This window comes from Paenibacillus sp. 2RAB27 (assembly GCF_052115445.1).
Taxonomy (GTDB): domain Bacteria; phylum Bacillota; class Bacilli; order Paenibacillales; family NBRC-103111; genus Paenibacillus_E.
This window is the reverse complement of sequence record NZ_JBFRGR010000005.1, coordinates 54,992-73,865: the sequence shown is the minus strand read 5'-3', so window position 1 is coordinate 73,865 and position 18,874 is coordinate 54,992. Positions and strand designations below refer to the sequence as shown.

Genomic DNA, 18,874 nt, shown 5'->3' with positions numbered 1-18,874 from the left:
TAGATTAGGGGAGAGATACATCATGAAAAAAGTTATATTTTCCGTTCTTGCCGCAACTGTCTTACTAACGGGTTGTGGGGCTGCCAAAACAGACACAGCATCACCTGCAGCATCCGGTGCACCAGCCGCTAAATCAGATAAAAAGATTATCCTTATAACGCCTGAGAAAATCGGTGTTAACCCATTCTTCACACAAATGGATGAGGGTGTTAAGAAAGCTAGCAAAGAATTTGGTGTTACCGTTAAGACGGTAGAATCCGCAGATGCAAGCGCGATTGAGCAAAACCTGCGCGCAGCCATTGCTGATAATTATGATCTAATCATTACAAGCTCCTTCACAGCTGAGGATGCACTTAAAAAAGTAGCAACTGAGAATCCGAAGAAATCCTTCGCGATTATTGATACCGTTGTTGATCTTCCGAATGTTCGCAGCGTTGTTTTCCGTGAACATGAAGCAGCTTACTTGCTTGGAGCAGCAGCTGGTCTTTCTACGAAGAAAAACATTGTAGGTATGGTTGCAGCCGTTGATATCCCACTTATCAAGAAATACACAGTTGGTTTCCAAGAGGGCTTGAAAGCAACGAATCCGAATGCCAAGTTCATCGTTAACTATGTAGGCAGCTTCACGGATCCAGCGAAAGCGAAAGAATTGGCACTAACACAATTCTCGCAAGGCGCAGACTTCATCGCAGGCGCATCCGCAGTAGGCGATCTTGGTGTATTTGAAGCAGCGAAAGAAAAAGGCTTCTATACTTCCGGACAAGACATTGACCGTACGTTAACAGATCCACAGCACATCGTACTTTCCCAATTGAAAGGTACAGATGCTGTTGCTTACCAAACTGTGAAAGATTTCGTAAATGGCACGTTCAAATTCGGCGCTGTTGACTACGGCTTGAAAGAAGATGGCGTTGGTCTTACATTCGTTACAAGAGAAACAACTTCAGCACTAAGTCCATTTGTTGGACAAGATGTTGTAACGAAGGTTAAAGCTATCCGTGATGATATCGTTTCTGGTAAAGTAAAAGTAGAAAATCCAGTAAAATAATTGGTATCATAATCGCATATATGTTTGACTTGGAGACTGTTTACGGAGACGTAAGCAGTTTCCTCATGTCTAGGTAGAGGAGCGAAAAACCGTTATGCTGCTTCAAATGCGTCAAATCACGAAAACTTATGGCAATTTAACAGCGAATTCCAGCGTTGATTTCTCACTGCGTCAAGGTGAAATTCATGCATTAGTGGGAGAAAACGGCGCTGGAAAGACCACCTTAATGCGCATTTTGTACGGCATGGAGCAGCCTTCGGCTGGAAATATTCTTTTGAACGGCAACGAAGTAACTTTCAGCAATCCCACAGATGCCATTCGACATGGTATTGGGATGGTGCACCAGCACTTTATGCTATTCCCTTCGTTTACTGTGGCTGAAAATATCGTGATTGGCAACGAGCCCAAAGCCGGTCTGACATTTGACCGTAAAGAAGCCATCACACAAATCGAAGAGCTGTGCGCCAAGTATCGCCTCCCTATTGATCCGCGTAGGAAAGTCGCTGATTGCCCACTAGGTTTGCAGCAACGCGTTGAGATCTTGAAGGTGTTATATCAAGGTGCAGACATCATTATCTTGGACGAGCCCACGGGTGTGCTCACGCCGCTGGAAGCCAAAGAACTTCTTGTCATTATGAAAAGCCTAGCCAATCTGGGCAAAAGCTTCATCATCATCACGCATAAGCTCCATGAAGTTATGGAAGTTGCCGACCGCGTTACCGTGCTTCGCGATGGCAAAATGACAGGTACCGTGGATGCAAATGCCACGAACATTGAAGAGCTTTCCAAGCTCATGGTTGGCAGAGATTTGAAGCAGCTTAAGAAACGCGCTCTAACTGTCGGTCAAACCGTCCTTCAAGTTCAAGATGTTTCCATTCTTGGAGATAAAGGAAAGCCAGTGCTCGATCGTGTCAATTTACAGGTGAAAGCTGGAGAAATCGTTGGTATTGCTGGTATTTCAGGCAATGGCCAGTCGGAATTGATTCAAGCTATCTCTGGCCTTCAGACGATTGATCAAGGAGACATTCAATTATTAGGTAAGCCTGTTCGAGGACGCTCCGTTCGTGAAATTAGGGAAATTGGACTTTCTCATGTACCAGAGGATCGGTATCAATGGGGAGCAGCCAAAGAAGGAACTGTGTTAGAGAATGGCACCATGGGTCACCATAAAACCAAAAGCCGCTCTGGCCTCCTACAAGGCAAAGAACTCCGCAACATGATTAGCGGCTTCATCCAGCAATTTCAGATTAAAGCGGGATCTCAAGATGCCAAAGTGAAGTTTCTATCCGGCGGTAACTTGCAGAAGCTTATCGTAGCGAGGGAACTTGCACAGAAGCAGCCCTTCTTAATTGCCGCTGAGCCGACTCGTGGTGTAGATATTGGCGCCATGGAATTGATTCATGAAGAACTGCTTCGTAAACGGGATGAACAAGGTGCTATATTACTAGTCTCCTCGGAATTAACAGAGATCCTGCAGTTGTCTGATCGTATTTTGGTTATGTACGAGGGACGAATCGTGGGCGAATTGTCCGCGGCAGATGCAACCGAGGAGCAAATCAGCTTATGGATGGCAGGGGGAACTTCCAATGCTTAAAAGACTATTCAACCTAAGCGCTTGGATTCAGCCGCTGATTGCCATCATCATTGGGTTGCTCGGTGGTGCCATTGCCATTATGCTGATTGGCGGGTCCGTCGTTGAAACTTACACAGAGATGTGGAAAGGTGCCTTCGGCAACTTCTTCTATTTCACGAATACGTTAACACGCGCCACGCCACTCATTCTTGTTGGGTTAGGTGTATCGATCGCGTTTCGTGCTGGATTTTTCAATATGGGGTCAGAAGGCCAAATGATTCTTGGCGCTTTATCCAGCGCCATGGTTGCTCTGTACCTGCCTGGGCCTCCGTTGTTTAAATTGCTCGCCGCGATGCTTAGCGGCATCTTGGCAGGCGGAATTTGGTCAGTCTTCGCTGGCTGGCTGGATGCTAAATTCCGAATGAATTTGATCATCACAACACTGTTGCTTAACTATATAGCTGCTCTATTCGCAGGATATTTGGTGGCGTATCCGCTCAAAGATAAATCCGGCTCAGCTGCGCTAGCCCAAACGATGATGATCGATAAAGGTGTATGGCTGCCCAAATTGTTTCAAGGCATGAGCATCCATGGCGGCTTTATCATTGCCCTTGCACTCGCCATACTTCTGTTTCTATTCATTAAATATACCGTAGCTGGTTATGAGGTTCGCATGCTGGGCTATAATCCACTGTTTGCAGCATATGGCGGGGTAAATAGACGGAAAGTTATGCTGACGAGTATGTTTGCCAGCGGCGGTTTCGCAGGACTCGCCGGCGCCGTTGAGGTGCTCGGCATGCAATATCGGTATACCGATGGCATGATTTCGAATCCAGGCTATGCATGGTCAGGCATCATGGCGACCTTGCTTTCAGGAGCGCATCCTTTAGGCACAGCACTTGCGTCCATTCTGCTTGCTGCCTTGCAAACCGGGGGCATGGGTGTTGAACGCAATACAGATATTCCGCTGCAGATATCCAGTGTTATTCAATCGTTGCTCATTCTCTTTGTAACAGCCAAAATCAGCTTTACTCTATGGAAACGCCGGAAAGGAGGCAAGGGCGATGCAGCATCTTCTTGATGTATCTTTATTTAACTCCATGATTCGCATGGTCGCTCCGATTCTTCTTGCAGCACTAGGCGGAGCTATCTGCTCGCGAGTCGGCTTGTTTAATGTCGGTTTGGAAGGGTTCGTCCTCGTCGGTGCCTTCTCCGCGATTGTTGGTAATTACTACACGGGCAACGTATTCCTAGCTGTGCTCATCGCCATAGCCGTGACCATGCTGTTTTCGTTGATTTTTGCTTATATGAGTATCCATTTACAGGCGAATGTCATCGTTGTCGGGATTTCATTCAACTTCCTTGCCTTAGGCTTGACGGCATTTTGTTTGAAGGCTATTTTCAACGTAAAAGGCGCTTATTATGATAAAAATATGATCGGACTGCCGAAGTGGGACATCCCCCTCATTCAAGACATCCCTGTCCTTGGCGGGATTATTTCCGGGCATTCCCCTCTTGTCTATCTTGCTTTTGCACTTGTCTTCGCCCTTCAGTATTTGCTATTCAAATCCGTCCTTGGCTTCCGCATGATTGCTGTCGGTGAAAACCCAGTTGCCGCCAAGAGCATCGGCATTAAAGTCAATCGGATGCAATATATCGCGGTGCTCATCTGCGGAGTCCTTTGCGGACTCGCTGGCGCGCAGCTCTCTCTCGGACAGGTGACCATGTTCACCGAAGGCATGACGGCTGGCCGCGGCTTCATCGCGCTCGTTGCAACCATGCTGGGGCAAGCCAATCCGATTGGCGTCATGGCGTCCAGCTTACTGTTTGGCTTAATGGATGCGTTCAGTATCCGATTACAGGGCTTCTCATTACCAACCCATTTCACACAAATGCTGCCTTATATCGTGACCTTACTTGCGATGCTGTTTTTCCGTAAAAGCAACTACTTGGCGGATGCACAGAAAGCGAATGGCAGTTCGCGTTGAGAAATTAGCAAGATATGCTTAGGAACGCTTACGAAGTGAGTTTTCCTAAAGGAAAACTTTTAGGAGGATGGCAGATGCATAAAGACACCAAAGCGGAGCGCATCAAACGCATGCAAATCCCCGCTGTAGACGTTCCACCAGAGCTTGCTGGTCGGATTCCACCTGGTCAAGTCGTGACGGACCGTTTTCCTATTTTACATGAAGGAGAAGTCCCCAAATATGATATGACAGCGTGGTCGCTGCGCGTTTTTGGAGAAGTAGCCGAAGAGAAAACATTCAACTATGACGACATATTGACATTACCACACACACAAATCCAGTGTGATATTCACTGTGTGACCCGTTGGTCCAAGCTGGATACCGTATGGGAAGGTGTGCGCTTCCGAGATTTCCTTCAACTGATCGATGTAAAACCCGAGGGAAAATATGTCATGATCCATGCGGATAATGACTATGAAACGAATGTGCCACTCGCTGATCTCATGGGAGATGATATCTTGCTGGCAACGACTTTCGATGGCAAGCCACTCACACTTAAGCATGGTTGGCCGCTTCGTCTCGTTGTTCCGCATTTGTATTTCTGGAAAAGTGCCAAGTGGATTCGCGGAATCGAGTTCATGGCGGAAGATCGCGAAGGCTTCTGGGAACGCAATGGCTTTCATAACGTCGCAGATCCGTTCGAAGAACAGCGCTTCTCCGGCGAAGCCATTCCAATCCCCGAAGATGAGTGGGTCAGAAAGGAGTTTGATTAAGTTGCTTTTATCCATCTTACAAGTCAATACGGAAGACTTATCTCCCTATGCTATCGTGTGCGGTGATCCGTTCCGAGCAGAGGCTATTTCCCGCAAGCTAGACAATGCACGTGAGCTTTCCTTCAGCCGAGAATATCGAACTTTCGTAGGCGAAAAGGATGGCGTTCCCATCACTGTCGTGAGTCATGGTGTCGGGTCGCCAGGAGCGGCAGTTTGCTTCGAGGAGCTCATCAAAGGCGGCGTAACGACGCTGATTCGCGTTGGAACCGCTGGATCTTACTCCGCCGACGTCCCCCCAGGAAGTCTCGTTGTAAGCACAGCCGCGGTACGTGAAGAAGGCTTAACTCGCCAGTTAGTTCCTCACGGCTTCCCCGCTGTAGCTGATCACGCTGTTACTCGAGCGCTGTATGAAGCGGCTTCTGAAACGGACGGCCTCGTGAAGCAAGGAATTACAGTAACCTTGGATGCTTTCTTCCAAGGAGTCGAGGAATTCCCTCACCGTAAATACAAGCAAGCTGGCGCTTTGGCCGTTGAGATGGAAATTGCCGCCCTCTATGTGATTGCTTCGCTGCGTGGTGTGCGCGCTGGCGCCATTGTTGCCTTGGACGGTTATGCAGATGCCGATCTGCGGGAAGTGTACAACCCGCATACAGATGTCGTTTCTGGCGCCATTGAGCGGGAAATTGATGCTGCGATTCGTGCGATTGTGAAGTTACATACAGAAGACAACTAACGCTATATTAGTAAGCCCGTCAGGAAATTCCTGACGGGCTTTTATAGAGATGCAGCACTTAAGACTATACCTAACGAAATTTGCTCGACCTCCCGTTACCCAACCTACATATCACCTGCCAACTCTCCTTCCCGCTCTCCCACTACCCAACCTCCCCCTGCAAAAGTGCAAAAGTACATCTTTTCCACCATTTCTCCACTCTTCAACTGAAATGCGTGCGAATAGGCATCAATTTTACTGTTACCCAGCGTTTTCTCGCCAATTCACTCCAAAAGGTTGCACTTTCGCACTTATTCTTCCGCATTTACTCCTTGCCCTCAAAAAGGATGCTCTTTTGCATCTTTGAACACAGTACTCCCCACAGCAACACACTAAAACCCCGTCGTTGTGCCCCTCACTCATATCAACTAACTAAAAAAAACCTCCACCTCCACTTTTCAGTGGATTTGAAGGTTTTTCACTTATCTTATTTCATTTAAATTACGCTAACCATTGCTTCACTTTCGCTGAGAAGTTATTCAGCATCTCTTGTGAACCGAATTGGCCGCTGAAATCTTCAATACCAAGGTAACCATCGTAGCCAACTGCTTTCAAATCACCCAGCACTTGCTTCCAGTTCACGATACCCTCATCAATCGGTGTCCATCCGCTTTTCCAAAGCTTAATACCATCTTGCTCTTCACCTGAAAGTGTCCATGCCGCATTCTTAACATGCACATGTGCAAGGTAAGGTCCTAGCAATTCAAGACCCATACGGTGGTTCTCGAAGCCTTCATGCACCATGTTGCCCGCATCGTGAAGCACACCAATGTTCTCCGGTTTGAAACCAGATACGAGTCTATGCGCCAGACCAGCGCTCGCAGTGATCGTATTGTGATGCGTCTCCACCAAACCTTTAACGCCGTACTGCTGGGAAAGTTCTTGGACATGGTGAAGGTAGTCCACTGCTTTAGCAAACAAATCATTGTAGTTTTTGCTTTTATCGTAACCAGGTACGCCAACACGGATGAATGGCACGCCCATTTTTTGAGCTGCTTTAAACACATGCTCCGTTTCAGCAACATTGCAGTCATTCAAATAAGGTGTAATGCTCAGGTTCACAAGGTTCTCGTTCAGAGCTGCTTGCTTGAAGCGGTCTAGTTCTGCATCTGAAGCAGCCGGGTCAATGGAGCACAGATTGTTTCTCCAGAACGATGGCGTCTCTCCCACTGCGTCCGCAGGGATATCTTTGAAGCGCCACTCAATGCCAGTGATACCAGCAGCGGCAGCAGCTTTAGCAAGCTCTTCAGGTGTAAAGTCTGGTGTAGCGACAGTAAATACGGATAATTTCATATATAAGCCTCCTAAAAGTTTTTCGCTAGAAAAACTAGCATCGTAACATAAGCTTAGGTATTAGCAAGATCCCATTGCATGTTTATCTCTCCTATATTTTGCAGTATAATAAAAACGTATTCATTGCATTAATTGGGCAAAAGTTTGCTAATATTGACTCCAATCACAGAGGAGATCTTCACATGCAGGAAATGTACAAAAATCTCGATCGGCTGTTGACTTTCCGACACGCTGTAACTCATAATCCATTACCGTTGGACTTTCACCAGCATCAGGACCAATATGAAATCTATTTCTTCCTTACCGGCGATGTCCATTATTTCATTGAAAAGCAAGTGTATCCCCTACAGTACGGCGACCTGCTGATCATGCACAGCAATGAGCTTCATCGGCCTAATTTCCAATCGAAGAAACAACGCTACGAGAACGTGGTCATTCATTTCAATCCAGCGCTGCTGCAACATGTTAATTCTCATCAGTTCGACTTGTTGAACTGCTTCAATAATCGTGTTTTTGGTGAGCAAAATCGTATGAGACTGACGCCGCCGCAAATTGACGACATCATGAAACTTTATGATCGTATGGAAATGCATCGCCGCCCGCAAGCACTGCCAGGTTCAGAAATCCTATATTTTGCAACCTTTATTGAGCTGCTCGTTTTTATTAATCGAATCTTCCAGAATCAAGGGAAACAAGAAGAACAGGTCATGATGCCAGACAAGCTCTCCTCTCTCTTCACCTACATTGATGAAAATTTAGATCAGGACCTGTCGCTCGAGATACTCGAACAAGTCGTCTTCATGAATCGCTCCTACCTTTGCCGACTTTTCAAAAAGCATACAGGAAGCACCATTCACGAGCATATCCTGTTCAAGCGTATCGCCAGGGCCAAACATTTGCTGCGCGAAGGCTCCACCGTCACCGACACGTGCCAGCTTGCTGGCTTCAACGATTATTCAAACTTCATTCGGACTTTTAAAAAGGCCGTCGGCCTCCCCCCTCGTCAATACCAATCGCAGCAACGACGAGTGTAATAAGCAGCTGCTTGTCTTGGAAAATCCAATCCATACTTAGGAGTTGACCTTTGTGTCCCACAGTCCAATTGCATCCCCGCAAGGACTGGCGCTGGTTGCCAGAATCCGCGATTTTTGCACAAAACTGCCGGAAGTAGCAGAAAAGGTTGATGGCTTTGGCCACACCACCTTTCGTGTCAAAGACAAACCTTTTATTTTTATAGGTGATAGGGATACGCAAGTATCCACCTCGCTCAAAACGAACCTTACTACACAAGAGTTCCTCMTAGGCCAAGACAGCACAGCTTATACGAAGACGCCTTATATCGGCCAGCATGGCTGGGTTAGTATTATGAATATTGATCTTGTGCCATGGGCAGAGATCGAGGATTTGATCGTAGAAGGCTACGCAAGAACGGCACCTAAGAAGCTTGTCCAACAGTTGAAAGCCACCATGTCATAATCCCGTTGTTTATTACAAAAAAAGGTTGCCCAGGTCTCAAAGACTTGGGCAACCTTTTTAGTTATGCAGAACCTATTTCAGGTTCTCTGGATTTAATACAAGAAGCTCAGGCAATACGAAGATACCGTCTTTACGGATCAACACATCGTCAAACCAAATTTCGCCGCCACCATACTCAGGACGTTGGATATTCACCATATCCCAGTGCAACGAAGATTTGTTACCGTTGTAGGCATCATCATAACAATTGCCAGGGGTGAAGTGGAAGCTGCCGTCGATTTTCTCATCGAACAGAATATCTTTCATCGGGTGCTGAATATAAGGATTCACGCCGATCGCGAACTCACCTACATAGCGCGCACCTTCATCCATGTCGAAAATTTCATTGATACGATCCGTGTCATTCGCAGTCGCTTTGACGATTTTACCATTTTCGAAATGAAGCACCACATTCTCGAAAATAAAGCCATCATGCGGTGAAGGTGTGTTATATGAAATAACACCGTTTACCGAATCACGGACTGGTGCGGAGTACACTTCGCCATCTGGAATGTTCAGTTCGCCGTCGCATTTCACGCCGCCAATGCCTTTGATCGAGAACGTCAAGTCCGTACCTGGACCAACAAGACGTACTTTGTCTGTGCGATCCATAAGCTCTTTTAACGGATCCATCGCTTTGGACATTTTACCATAATCCATCGTACATACATTGAAATAGAAATCCTCGAACGCATCCGTACTCATACTCGCAAGCTGAGCCATCGAAGACGTTGGGTAGCGAAGAACAACCCATCTTGTATCCTTGATGCGAACATCGAAATGTACCTGTTGATAGTACACGGAATTGTACAACTTCATCCGATCAGCCGGAATATCCGACAGTTCATAAATGTTCGCGCCGCCGCGTACACCGATGTAACCGTTCATTTGTTTCATTTGGAAGGCATCTGCATCTGCCCATGTTTGCATTTGAGCTTCCGTACCGTTCATAACCAGCTCACGAATCACAGCATGATCGCGCAAGTTAACAAAAGGATGTGCACCCGCGGCATGAACCTTTTTGACGATTTCTTTCACAAGGGCAGAATCAATCCCATAAGCTTCAATTAAAATATTTTCACCTGGCTGTGCCTTAACTGAATAATTCACCAATACATCAGCAAGCTTAGTTAATCTAGGATCCAGCATGTGTTATCTCTCCTCTTCATTGGCGGGTTCGATGGGGTCAAAGCCTCTTTCATGTGTCTGAAAGCCGACCGTCGTCAAATAGAACCATTCCCCATTCTCCTCTTGCTCGGCATCTAGTTCATAAATAAGCGCACGGAATTTCCTCAACCATTCGGCATATTTCGCTTTACTCATTTTGACTTCAACCTGCGTCATGATAATCGGCCACTGGGATCGGTCTGGCGATGGAATTTGAAACGCCTCTTCAGGGGCATTAATCGCTCTGTTTCTAGCATGTCCAAGTACACTTAATGTACGTTCTCGGTAATAATTTTCTACCTCCGAAACATACGGGAGCAAGTTCTCTCCAGGCACAAAACCACGTGCTACGGCACGATAAAATTTTTGCACAATGCCATTCTTAAGCTCCGTACGAACAACGCAAATCAAATTATGACGTTCAAGCTCATTCAAATGATAATGCACCTTGGCACGCGCCATCCCTAACAACTTAGCCAACTGCTGACCTGTATAAGCTTTCTCTATGAGATATAGCAGTACTCTAGCGCGAAGTGGATCACTAATTGTTTTGAGTTGTTCGAGTTCTTCAATGATATAAACAGGCTGCAGTTTCATCGTGGATCCGACCTCCCTCTCCAGTACCAAGATTAACGAATGTACCCATGCTAGAACGAGTTTTACCTCGAAAAAGCCTTGCTACAAGCGCCTCTTGGTCTTCTTATAATCTCTTAAAGAGATTAATTAAACGACGGTCAAATCTTTTTAACCGTATCATAATGCTAAACAGAATCTATGTCAATTGCGGTTTCAGACTACCTAATAATTCAGTACGAGGCCTTTTTTCATGCGACATTTCACCGCTTTAAAGGATTACCGAAATTAAGCTTTCTACTATGGTAGCAAAAAGGGACGTTTCTGTCACCATTAAAGGTAGAAACGTCACCAATAAATTACCGAGCTAGGCTGTATGGCTCCATTCAATGGAGCTCTCTCATCTACGATTGTTTAAAACTAGTAATTTCAGGTGTACTTCAGATGACAGATAATGATTATTGTCAGTTGTTATTCATTAACCTGAGGCGGGAATGCGCTGTTCCACTATCAATTACTTAAACCGAATTCTTCGGCTAACAGAAAATGATTTTTGTCATTTGATAGCGCTGTGGTGGCGGAAGATGCAAATGAGGACCCGGAGGGCTACTCTATCAAATGCTCATAACCAGAAATTTCGAATTACAAAAAATGATTTTTGTCAGTTGTTACTCTTTAACCTGAGGCGGGGGTGCATTGTTCAACTTTCAATTATTTAAACCGAGTTCTTCGGCTAACAGAAAATGATTTTTGTCATTTGATAGCGCTATGGTCGCGGAAGGTACGTATAAGGACTCGGAGGGCTACTCTATTAAATGCTCATAACCAGCAATTTCGAATTACAAAAAATGATTTTTGTCAGTTGTTATTCATTGGCCTGAGGCGGGGATGCATTGTTCAACTTTCAATTATTTAAACCGAGTTCTTCAACTAACAGAAAATGATTTTTGTCAGTTGTTAGCGCGCTTTGGTGAATGAAGATATGAATGAGGGCCTGGAAGGCTACTCTATCAAATGCCCAGCAATTTCGAATTACAAAAAATGATTTTTGTCATTTGTTATTTGTTATTCATTAGCCTGAGGCGGGGGTGCATTGTTCAACTTCCAATTATTTAAACCGAGTTTTTCAACTAACAGAAAATGATTTTTGTCATTTGATAGCGCTGTGGTGGCGGAAGATGCAAATGAGGACCCGGAGGGCTGCGCTACGGGAAAAACAGCGTGCGCAACGCCGCTGCAGCTTCGCGCGGTGAGCGAGCACCCGCGATGGCGCTCACCACTGCCACGCCGTCCGCGCCTGCGCGGATGACGGCGCCTGCATTCGTGGCATCGATTCCCCCGATGCCCACAAGCGGCAGCTGGATGCCGCCTGCGCGCATCCGCGCTAGTACGGCAGGCCCCTGGACCTCACGCGCATCGAGCTTCGTGCGCGTGGCGTACTGGGGGCCTACACCAAGATAGTCGGCGCCTTCGGCCAGCGCCGACTGGGCTTCGCCCAGATCGTGGGCCGAGACGCCCACGATCATATTCGGCAGCCGCTCGCGCACCGCGGCGGCTGGGGCATCCTCTTGGCCGATGTGGATACCATCGGCCAAGAGCTCTAGAGCGAGCCGTTCATCATCGTTCACGATGAACGGGATCCCGCGCTGCGCGCAAAGGCGGCGCAGCCGTGCGCCCAGCGCGAGCAGCTCCGGCCCCTGCAGGGCGCCGGGGCCCTTCTCGCGCAGCTGAAACATCGTGATGCCGCCGTCGATGGCGGCTTCCAGCACTTCATACGGGTCAGCCCCGCCACAATTCGGGCTGCCCATCACCAAATACAAACGCAGAGCTTTACGCAGCTCTCCAGCACTCAACACGACACTCATCGCACACCTCGCATGGCCGTATCATTGGAATCAGCAGCTCGAACACCCTGCTGATACGCCCAATGATTCGTCGGTCCATGCCCGCTGCCGATATGTAAAGGCTCCGAAATCGCAGCGTGGATGAAGTTCTTCGCCAGCTGCAAAGACGCCTTAGTCGTAAGTCCCTGCGCCAACCCCGAGGTCAAAGCAGCTGCAAATGTGCAGCCTGTTCCATGCGTATGCTGTGTAACTAATCTTTTGGAGGTGAACTCCGTAAAGGAAACGCCATCATACAGCAAATCCGTCGCCTGCTCCGTATTCACTTCATGGCCGCCTTTGATCATCACATGCTTGCAGCCGTATGCATGAATTCGCAAAGCCGCTTTCTGCCGAGAGTCCCTGTCCGTAATCAATATCCCGCTAAGCGCCTCCGCTTCAGGAATATTCGGCGTCACCACATCAGCTAGGGGCAGCAAGGAATGAATCATCGCGTCAATCGCCTCTTGCTGCAAGAGCGAAGCTCCGCCCTTGGCGATCATCACCGGGTCTACAACGATTTGCTCCCATGCATACTTCTTAATCGCCGCCGCTACGATGCGAATAATTTCTCCGCTAAACAGCATTCCTGTTTTGAGTGCATCAGGTCGCAAATCTTCACCAATAGATGCCAGTTGGCGTTCGATTGCCTCTGCGCTTATTGGGTAAACCCCTTGCACACCTAGTGTATTCTGTGCGGTAACAGCCGTAATCACGGACATTCCGTACACGCCGAGTTCTTGAAATGTCTTCAAATCTGCCTGAATGCCCGCTCCACCGCCACTGTCCGAGCCGGCAATCGTCAATGCTTTGTAAATCGCCACGATACTCCCCCCTACTTACATTTTGCAACTATTTGTGCTAACGGTCACGACAGACGCTATTGTCGCCTATTTCACTATCTCCATAATCTAACGGACACGGCAGTCGTTATCGCAGCTGAATTTTCCAAATGAGCAAGAAAATCGACTGAATAACGACCTCTGTGTCCGTTAGCTTTTTAAAACTTCATCTATACACGAAATAACGGTTCCTGTGTCCGTTAGCCAAGGGAAGACCAAGACCAAGACCAAGACCAAGACCAAGACCAAGACCAAGACCAGACCAGACCAGACCAGACCAAAACCAAAGCCAAAGCCAAAACCTAGAACTACACCCGGCTCAACCCATCCATCGGACTGCTCGCCGATGCATATCGCTTCTTCGGAATGCGCCCCGCTTCAAAGCCCGCACGTCCCGCTTCGATCGCGAGTTTCATGGCATAAGCCATTTTGACGGGATCCTTCGCTCCAGATACTGCTGTGTTCAGCAGCACACCGTCTGCTCCCATTTCCATCGCCAACGATGCATCAGAAGGCGCACCAATCCCTGCGTCCACGATGACCGGAACTGTCGCCTGCTCGATGATAAAGCTCAGATTCAACGGGTTAATGATTCCCTGCCCCGTGCCAATCGGTGATGCACCAGGCATAATCGCGTGTACGCCAAGTGCTTGCAAACGTTTGGCTAATAACACATCATCCGATGTATAAGGAAGTACGATAAATCCTTCCTCCAGCAGCATTTCCGACGCTTTCAGCGTTTCCACAGGATCGGGCAGCAGCGTCATTTCATCCCCAATAACTTCGACTTTGATCATGTCGCACAGGCCAGAAGCCTTAGCTAAACGTGCGATGCGGACGGCTTCTTCGGCTGTTTTGGCACCGGCTGTATTCGGCAGCAACGTGAAATTCGACGTGTCCAACATGGACAAGAAATTCGGCTGACTCGCCTCAAAAATGTTCATCCGACGAACGGCAAACGTCAGAATTTGGGACTCACTAATATCCACCGCTTGTTTTTGAATCTGAAAATCAGGAAACTTCCCCGTACCTAGCAACAGACGTGAACGAAACTCATATGGACCGATTTTTAACATATCTTTATCCTCCTCCAACGAAATGAACGATCTCAATTTTGTGACCTTCCGCAAGCTCAGCACCAGCGTGATCCTCTTTATGTAAAATGGCTGCGTTATGCTCAACCACGAGCATTTTGTCGCTTAGGTCGAAATGCGCAAGCAGCTCCACAACGGTCCTAATCGTATCGGGTACGTCAACCTGCTGACCATTAATGTGCAGTTTCAATGCTTATCAATTCCTTTCCTGTAGCTGAAAATATGTCTTGACCCTGCTGACTCACTCGCGTGGTCTTTGGCGAAAAATCCGGGCTGAAGGCATCCAGCCAAGGGGCTATCGCACTATTCCCTTGGTCTCCTCCGCCATCTCCGCCCAAAATCCAATCCGCCATCACCCTCCCGGTGATCGGGCTCAGCAGAATCCCGTTGCGGTAATGACCGCACGCTGTATACAAGCCCTCCACCGTCGGTACTTTGCCGATGTAGGGCAGCCCGTCGGCTGTCTGCGGGCGCAGCCCCGACCAAGCCTTCTCCCACTCTGCATCGCCGAGGGCGGGCATCAGCCCCCTCGCGCGATCCATCAGCTCGGCTAAGCCCGAGAGCGATACCTTGCGGTCATAGCTGTGCGGCACGACCGTCGCGCCGACCACCAGCCGTCCGCCGGCTTTCGGAACGATATAGCACCCTGGCGAGAACAGGGTTTTCTTCAGGAGCGGCTTCGGCGTCCTAACGGAGAAGCACTCGCCTTTCACGGGATACATCGGCAAGTCGATGCCGATGCCCGCTAGCAGCTGACCGCTCCACGTGCCTGCGGCGACGACCACGTGGTCGCTGTAGAGCGGACCAGCGGCCGTCAGCACGCCGATGACGCGCTCCTGCGCGGTCAGCAGCCCTTGCACCTGGGCGAACGGTTGCACCTTCGCCCCAAGCACCTGCGCCGCCTGCGCGAATGCCGCCGCCAGCAACGGAGCATCGACCTGCCCATCTTCGGGCAGGTACAGGGCTCCGCGCGTGGCTGCGCTCAGCGCGGGCTCTATAGCCGTGGCTTCAGCTGCGCTGAGCCACTGGGCTTTCTCGCCCGCGGCGCGCTGGAGCTTCTCCCGCGCGCGCAGCTCCTCCTCTTGAACGTCGCTGAGCGCGACGTTCAGCAAGCCCTCACGGACGAGACCGATGTCGATGCCCGTGAGTTCTCGAAGTTCCCCGCTCAGCTCGGGGAACATGGCACGGCTTTGGCGCGCCCATTGGAACAGGGCGCCGGTGTCTTCCATCTCGGACTGCGCACCGAGCATGCCTGCTGCCGCAGCAGAAGCTTCGGTGCTGAGTTGGCTGCGCTCTAGCAGTGTGACGAACTGCCCTCTTTTAGCCAAGTAATATGCGATGGATGTACCGATAACACCACCGCCAACGATGATGACATGGGATCTTGCTGCTGACATTTCGCTCACCTCTATTTAATGAAGCTCATCATGATAGGCCAGAACGGCTCCAAGGGGATCCGCTGCTTCCCATATTCCGCTCATCACCGCGATGCCGGATGCTCCTGCATCCAGAACGGACTTTACCCTTGCAGGTGTCATCCCGCCTATCGCAATCACCGGAATATTAACGTGATGAACTAATTGTCTTAACTGCTCCAAGCCCCTAGGCGGCACGCCCTGCTTAGAGTTGGTCGCAAAAATATGACCGAACATAAGATAATCAGCCCCTTCTTTTTCACGCCACATCGCCTCGTCTGCCTGATGCACAGAGACTCCGATGCGCTGTATCCCACGGCAAAACTCATCCTGAATAACAAGCGATGGCGTCGAGCCTGGAAGCTGAAGCCCCCCTGTTTGCAAGGCTAGAGCGATAGAGGGAAACCCGTTGACGTACAGTCTTTTGGCAGGAACCCCTTGCTCCAATAAGTACTGAACGCCGATAAACACTTCGTCCAAGGACTTCGTTTTCTCGCGAATATGAATCGCTGTGACATACGGGTGAATCTGCGCCGCAATCTTGGCGATCTCGGACCATGTATGCTTCCCGCCCGATATGACATGCAACTCTTTCTCCGACACCTACGGCCCACTTCCTCTCCACCAAACACCACTTGTCTTTACAGCACTATTCATCCCGACTTAGTAAGTAACACAAAAAAACCACTTTCCTCAGGAAAGTGGTTGTAGGCTGCCTCATCATAAACAGATATAAAATCGGCTCCAAAGCTCGTTCCACTTTCCTCCGCTGGCATAAACCAGATCAGGTTCAAAGGGTTCAGTCTACACTGTCTCAGCCTCTCGGCGCCCCTAGGGATTCATTCGTATGCAATTACTAAACATCATAGCATGACAGCCAACTCTTGGAAATAACAATTTTCCATTCATCTTACAGTCGACCTAGTCTTTCTCAGCTTGCTGAGAATTACGTCTCCTTATTGAAACCATTTCCAAAACTTCCCGTATAGAATATCAGTAAATCTTATATTAAGGGGTGTTTGCCATGGAACCATTTGTACTGCCAGAACCCGATCGACGAAGACCCTCTTCCCTTCCGCCAGGTTTGATGACCAAAATTGTTATCGGCCTTGTTATCGTTCTCGTCCTTATTTTTGGATCGTCCACCTTCTACACGGTACAGGAGCATGAGAAGGCGGCTATTTTAACATTAGGCAAATATACGACAGAGAAGGAAGCTGGGCTTCACTTTAAACTCCCTTTTCCTATTCAACAGGTGATTGTACTTCCTGCCAAAAAGACGCAACGGATCCAAATCGGCTTCCGTGAAGTAGGTGGCAAAATCACTCCCGTAGAAGAAGAAGCGATGATGATCACGGGGGATGAAAATATTTTATCCGCTGATGCCGTGGTGGAATGGAATATCAGTGACATGCGGAACTACTTGTACAATATTGATAATGCAGAACTATTCCTACGTAACTCGGCGAGTGCAGCGATTCGTTCCGTTATCGGCGCTACGGCGCTAGACTTTGCCATTACAGAAGGAAAAACCGAGGTCCAAGGCAAGGTCAAAGAACGATTGATTGAGATGCAGACGAAGTATCAAACGGGTATTCATATTGTCGATTTGAAATTCCAAGATATCGAGCCGCCAGCTGGCGATGTACAGAATGCTTTTAAAGATGTAACCAATGCGCGTGAAGAGAAAAATACGAAGATTAACGTGGCGACGAAATACGAAAATGATATCCTTCCAAGGGAGCGCGGTAACGCTCAAGCACTGCTTGAGAATGCAGAAGCTCAGAAGAAATCACGGATTTTGAATGCGCAGGGGGATGTGGCGAAGTTCAATGCCCTGTATGCGGAGTATGCCAATAATAAATCAGTAACAGAGAGCAGACTTATCATCGAGACGTTAGAAAAAATATTGCCGAATGCCAAAATTTTCATCAGCGACAGCACGGGCGAAACGGTCAAATATTTACCAATTAATGAGCTGTTGCGCACACCTGCTGCTGCAACTGGTACGACTGGAGGGACTGCGAAATGACCTTACAAAGCAAATGGATTATGAGATCCATCCTTGGTATCGTTGTCGTCATTTTGTTCCTGATTTCCATCTTTATTGTCAAAGAAGGCCAATACCGCGTCGTTCTCAAATTCGGAGAAGCCGTTCGTATCCAAACAGAACCTGGTATTCATTTTAAAATTCCATTCATTGAATCGGTTCGTACGCTTCCCAAATATCAGATGGTGTATGATAGCAAGCCTACTTCCATTTTGACCAAAGATAAAAAGCCGATCGAAGTTGATAACTATACGGTATGGCGCATTGATGATGCTCAGCAATTCTTGCGTACGATTCAATCGATCACTGGTGGGGAAGAGCGTATTGATGCCGCAGTGTACAACACCGTTAGACGGAAGTTATCGGAGATTAATTACAGCGATATCATTAGCGAAAACACCCAACGTGGTAACTTGAACGACGAGATTACGAAGGAAGTTTCCGAGTTAATGGAGCGCGATAACTACGGGATCCAAATCGTCGATGTGCGCATCAAACGCACGGATCTGCCGGATTCCAACAAGCAAAGCGTATATAAACGGATGATTTCTGACCGCCAATCTATTGCGGCGAAGTACTTGTCCGAGGGCGATGAGGAGTCCAAGAAAATCACCTCCAAAGCCGACAGACAGGCGAGTGAATTGATCGCGCAAGCGCAAGCAGATGCGAAGAAAATCGTGGCTGAAGGCGAGCAAGAAGCAGCTAAAATTTACAACTCCGCTTACGGCCAAGACCCTGCCTTCTACAATTTCTATCGTACGCTGGATAGTTACTTGGTGTCATTTAAAGGGGAACCGGTCATCATGCTGCCTATCGATTCGCCGTACACGAAAATTCTACTTGGTAAATAATATTGGTGAACGCCGTAAAGCATACACATCCTAGGATGTGTATGCTTTTTACTTTATTTCT

Annotated in this window: 19 protein-coding genes and 1 riboswitch; of the genes, 10 read left to right on the top strand and 9 right to left on the bottom strand. The window is 48.2% G+C overall.

Annotation, left to right across the window (positions count from 1 at the left end; all coding sequences use genetic code 11):
* Nucleotides 1–22: 22 nt before the first annotated feature.
* The 6 genes from AB4114_RS09350 to AB4114_RS09325 all read left to right on the top strand — a co-directional run bounded on the left by AB4114_RS09350 (nucleotide 23) and on the right by AB4114_RS09325 (nucleotide 6,094).
* Nucleotides 23–1,048: a BMP family lipoprotein gene (locus AB4114_RS09350; RefSeq protein WP_441988212.1), complete on the top strand. Its 1,026-nt coding sequence runs from the start codon at nucleotides 23–25 to the stop codon at nucleotides 1,046–1,048.
* Between the two features lie 94 nt (nucleotides 1,049–1,142).
* Nucleotides 1,143–2,642: an ABC transporter ATP-binding protein gene (locus AB4114_RS09345; protein ID WP_441988211.1), complete on the top strand. Its 1,500-nt coding sequence runs from the start codon at nucleotides 1,143–1,145 to the stop codon at nucleotides 2,640–2,642.
* Nucleotides 2,635–3,702 (top strand): ABC transporter permease, encoded by a 1,068-nt coding sequence (locus AB4114_RS09340; protein WP_441988210.1) that lies wholly within the window; start codon nucleotides 2,635–2,637, stop codon nucleotides 3,700–3,702. The genes AB4114_RS09345 and AB4114_RS09340 overlap by 8 nt, the downstream gene beginning before the upstream one ends.
* A complete protein-coding gene (locus AB4114_RS09335; protein WP_441988209.1) occupies nucleotides 3,686–4,609 on the top strand; it encodes an ABC transporter permease in 924 nt (307 codons plus the stop codon). Before AB4114_RS09340 ends, AB4114_RS09335 begins: the two co-directional genes overlap by 17 nt.
* A gap of 74 nt (nucleotides 4,610–4,683) precedes the next feature.
* Entirely contained in the window at nucleotides 4,684–5,361 is a 678-nt protein-coding gene (locus AB4114_RS09330) for a sulfite oxidase-like oxidoreductase (protein ID WP_441988208.1), read from the top strand.
* A 1-nt stretch (nucleotide 5,362) separates the two neighbouring features.
* Complete coding sequence (locus AB4114_RS09325) at nucleotides 5,363–6,094, top strand: nucleoside phosphorylase (RefSeq protein WP_441988207.1); 732 nt, start codon at nucleotides 5,363–5,365, stop codon at nucleotides 6,092–6,094.
* Between the two features lie 480 nt (nucleotides 6,095–6,574).
* Here the strand turns inward: AB4114_RS09325 and AB4114_RS09320 are convergent, their stop codons facing one another.
* Nucleotides 6,575–7,426 carry a sugar phosphate isomerase/epimerase family protein gene (locus AB4114_RS09320; protein ID WP_441988206.1) on the bottom strand — a complete coding sequence of 284 codons (852 nt, stop codon included), beginning with the start codon at nucleotides 7,424–7,426 and terminating at the stop codon, nucleotides 6,575–6,577.
* 182 nt (nucleotides 7,427–7,608) lie between these two features.
* Here AB4114_RS09320 and AB4114_RS09315 point away from each other — a divergent pair, with 182 nt between their 5' ends.
* Entirely contained in the window at nucleotides 7,609–8,460 is an 852-nt protein-coding gene (locus tag AB4114_RS09315; RefSeq protein ID WP_441988205.1) for a helix-turn-helix domain-containing protein, read from the top strand.
* Nucleotides 8,461–8,512: 52 nt separating this feature from the next.
* Nucleotides 8,513–8,902, top strand: a complete 390-nt coding sequence (locus AB4114_RS09310) for an MmcQ/YjbR family DNA-binding protein (RefSeq protein ID WP_441988204.1) — start codon at nucleotides 8,513–8,515, stop codon at nucleotides 8,900–8,902.
* A 72-nt stretch (nucleotides 8,903–8,974) separates the two neighbouring features.
* Here AB4114_RS09310 and AB4114_RS09305 read toward each other — a convergent pair whose 3' ends face one another.
* The 8 genes from AB4114_RS09305 to AB4114_RS09270 form a co-directional block, all read right to left on the bottom strand.
* Entirely contained in the window at nucleotides 8,975–10,090 is a 1,116-nt protein-coding gene (locus AB4114_RS09305) for an aminopeptidase (protein WP_171632293.1), read from the bottom strand.
* Nucleotides 10,091–10,093: 3 nt separating this feature from the next.
* On the bottom strand, nucleotides 10,094–10,705 hold the full coding sequence (locus tag AB4114_RS09300; RefSeq protein ID WP_056608195.1) for an ArsR/SmtB family transcription factor: 612 nt from the start codon (nucleotides 10,703–10,705) through the stop codon (nucleotides 10,094–10,096).
* Between the two features lie 1,181 nt (nucleotides 10,706–11,886).
* Nucleotides 11,887–12,546: a thiamine phosphate synthase gene (gene thiE, locus AB4114_RS09295; RefSeq protein ID WP_441988203.1), complete on the bottom strand. Its 660-nt coding sequence runs from the start codon at nucleotides 12,544–12,546 to the stop codon at nucleotides 11,887–11,889.
* On the bottom strand, nucleotides 12,543–13,385 hold the full coding sequence (thiD, locus tag AB4114_RS09290) for a bifunctional hydroxymethylpyrimidine kinase/phosphomethylpyrimidine kinase (RefSeq protein WP_441988202.1): 843 nt from the start codon (nucleotides 13,383–13,385) through the stop codon (nucleotides 12,543–12,545). The genes thiE and thiD overlap by 4 nt, the downstream gene beginning before the upstream one ends.
* A gap of 326 nt (nucleotides 13,386–13,711) precedes the next feature.
* Nucleotides 13,712–14,479 (bottom strand): thiazole synthase, encoded by a 768-nt coding sequence (locus AB4114_RS09285; RefSeq protein ID WP_056608186.1) that lies wholly within the window; start codon nucleotides 14,477–14,479, stop codon nucleotides 13,712–13,714.
* A gap of 4 nt (nucleotides 14,480–14,483) precedes the next feature.
* Nucleotides 14,484–14,687 (bottom strand): sulfur carrier protein ThiS, encoded by a 204-nt coding sequence (gene thiS / locus AB4114_RS09280; RefSeq protein ID WP_056608183.1) that lies wholly within the window; start codon nucleotides 14,685–14,687, stop codon nucleotides 14,484–14,486.
* Nucleotides 14,671–15,894 (bottom strand): glycine oxidase ThiO, encoded by a 1,224-nt coding sequence (thiO, locus tag AB4114_RS09275; RefSeq protein ID WP_441988201.1) that lies wholly within the window; start codon nucleotides 15,892–15,894, stop codon nucleotides 14,671–14,673. The genes thiS and thiO overlap by 17 nt, the downstream gene beginning before the upstream one ends.
* A gap of 15 nt (nucleotides 15,895–15,909) precedes the next feature.
* Entirely contained in the window at nucleotides 15,910–16,515 is a 606-nt protein-coding gene (locus AB4114_RS09270) for a thiamine phosphate synthase (RefSeq protein ID WP_441988200.1), read from the bottom strand.
* A 141-nt stretch (nucleotides 16,516–16,656) separates the two neighbouring features.
* Nucleotides 16,657–16,755: riboswitch (TPP riboswitch) on the bottom strand.
* Nucleotides 16,756–16,936: 181 nt separating this feature from the next.
* Here AB4114_RS09270 and hflK point away from each other — a divergent pair.
* A complete protein-coding gene (hflK, locus tag AB4114_RS09265; RefSeq protein WP_441988199.1) occupies nucleotides 16,937–17,944 on the top strand; it encodes an FtsH protease activity modulator HflK in 1,008 nt (335 codons plus the stop codon).
* The gene (gene hflC / locus AB4114_RS09260; protein WP_441988198.1) at nucleotides 17,941–18,813 is read left to right on the top strand and encodes a protease modulator HflC; all 873 of its coding nucleotides are present in this window, start codon (nucleotides 17,941–17,943) and stop codon (nucleotides 18,811–18,813) included. The genes hflK and hflC overlap by 4 nt, the downstream gene beginning before the upstream one ends.
* Nucleotides 18,814–18,874: the final 61 nt, after the last annotated feature.

Coding starts and splice junctions, on each gene's coding strand:
- AB4114_RS09340 (WP_441988210.1), top strand. CDS start 2,635: ATGCTTAAAAGACTATTCAACCTAAGCGCTTGGATTCAGCCGCTGATT.
- AB4114_RS09330 (WP_441988208.1), top strand. CDS start 4,684: ATGCATAAAGACACCAAAGCGGAGCGCATCAAACGCATGCAAATCCCC.
- AB4114_RS09320 (WP_441988206.1), bottom strand. CDS start 7,426: ATGAAATTATCCGTATTTACTGTCGCTACACCAGACTTTACACCTGAA.
- AB4114_RS09350 (WP_441988212.1), top strand. CDS start 23: ATGAAAAAAGTTATATTTTCCGTTCTTGCCGCAACTGTCTTACTAACG.
- hflC (WP_441988198.1), top strand. CDS start 17,941: ATGACCTTACAAAGCAAATGGATTATGAGATCCATCCTTGGTATCGTT.
- thiO (WP_441988201.1), bottom strand. CDS start 15,894: ATGTCAGCAGCAAGATCCCATGTCATCATCGTTGGCGGTGGTGTTATC.
- AB4114_RS09335 (WP_441988209.1), top strand. CDS start 3,686: ATGCAGCATCTTCTTGATGTATCTTTATTTAACTCCATGATTCGCATG.
- AB4114_RS09285 (WP_056608186.1), bottom strand. CDS start 14,479: ATGTTAAAAATCGGTCCATATGAGTTTCGTTCACGTCTGTTGCTAGGT.
- hflK (WP_441988199.1), top strand. CDS start 16,937: ATGGAACCATTTGTACTGCCAGAACCCGATCGACGAAGACCCTCTTCC.
- AB4114_RS09345 (WP_441988211.1), top strand. CDS start 1,143: ATGCTGCTTCAAATGCGTCAAATCACGAAAACTTATGGCAATTTAACA.
- thiE (WP_441988203.1), bottom strand. CDS start 12,546: ATGAGTGTCGTGTTGAGTGCTGGAGAGCTGCGTAAAGCTCTGCGTTTG.
- AB4114_RS09300 (WP_056608195.1), bottom strand. CDS start 10,705: ATGAAACTGCAGCCTGTTTATATCATTGAAGAACTCGAACAACTCAAA.
- AB4114_RS09305 (WP_171632293.1), bottom strand. CDS start 10,090: ATGCTGGATCCTAGATTAACTAAGCTTGCTGATGTATTGGTGAATTAT.
- AB4114_RS09315 (WP_441988205.1), top strand. CDS start 7,609: ATGCAGGAAATGTACAAAAATCTCGATCGGCTGTTGACTTTCCGACAC.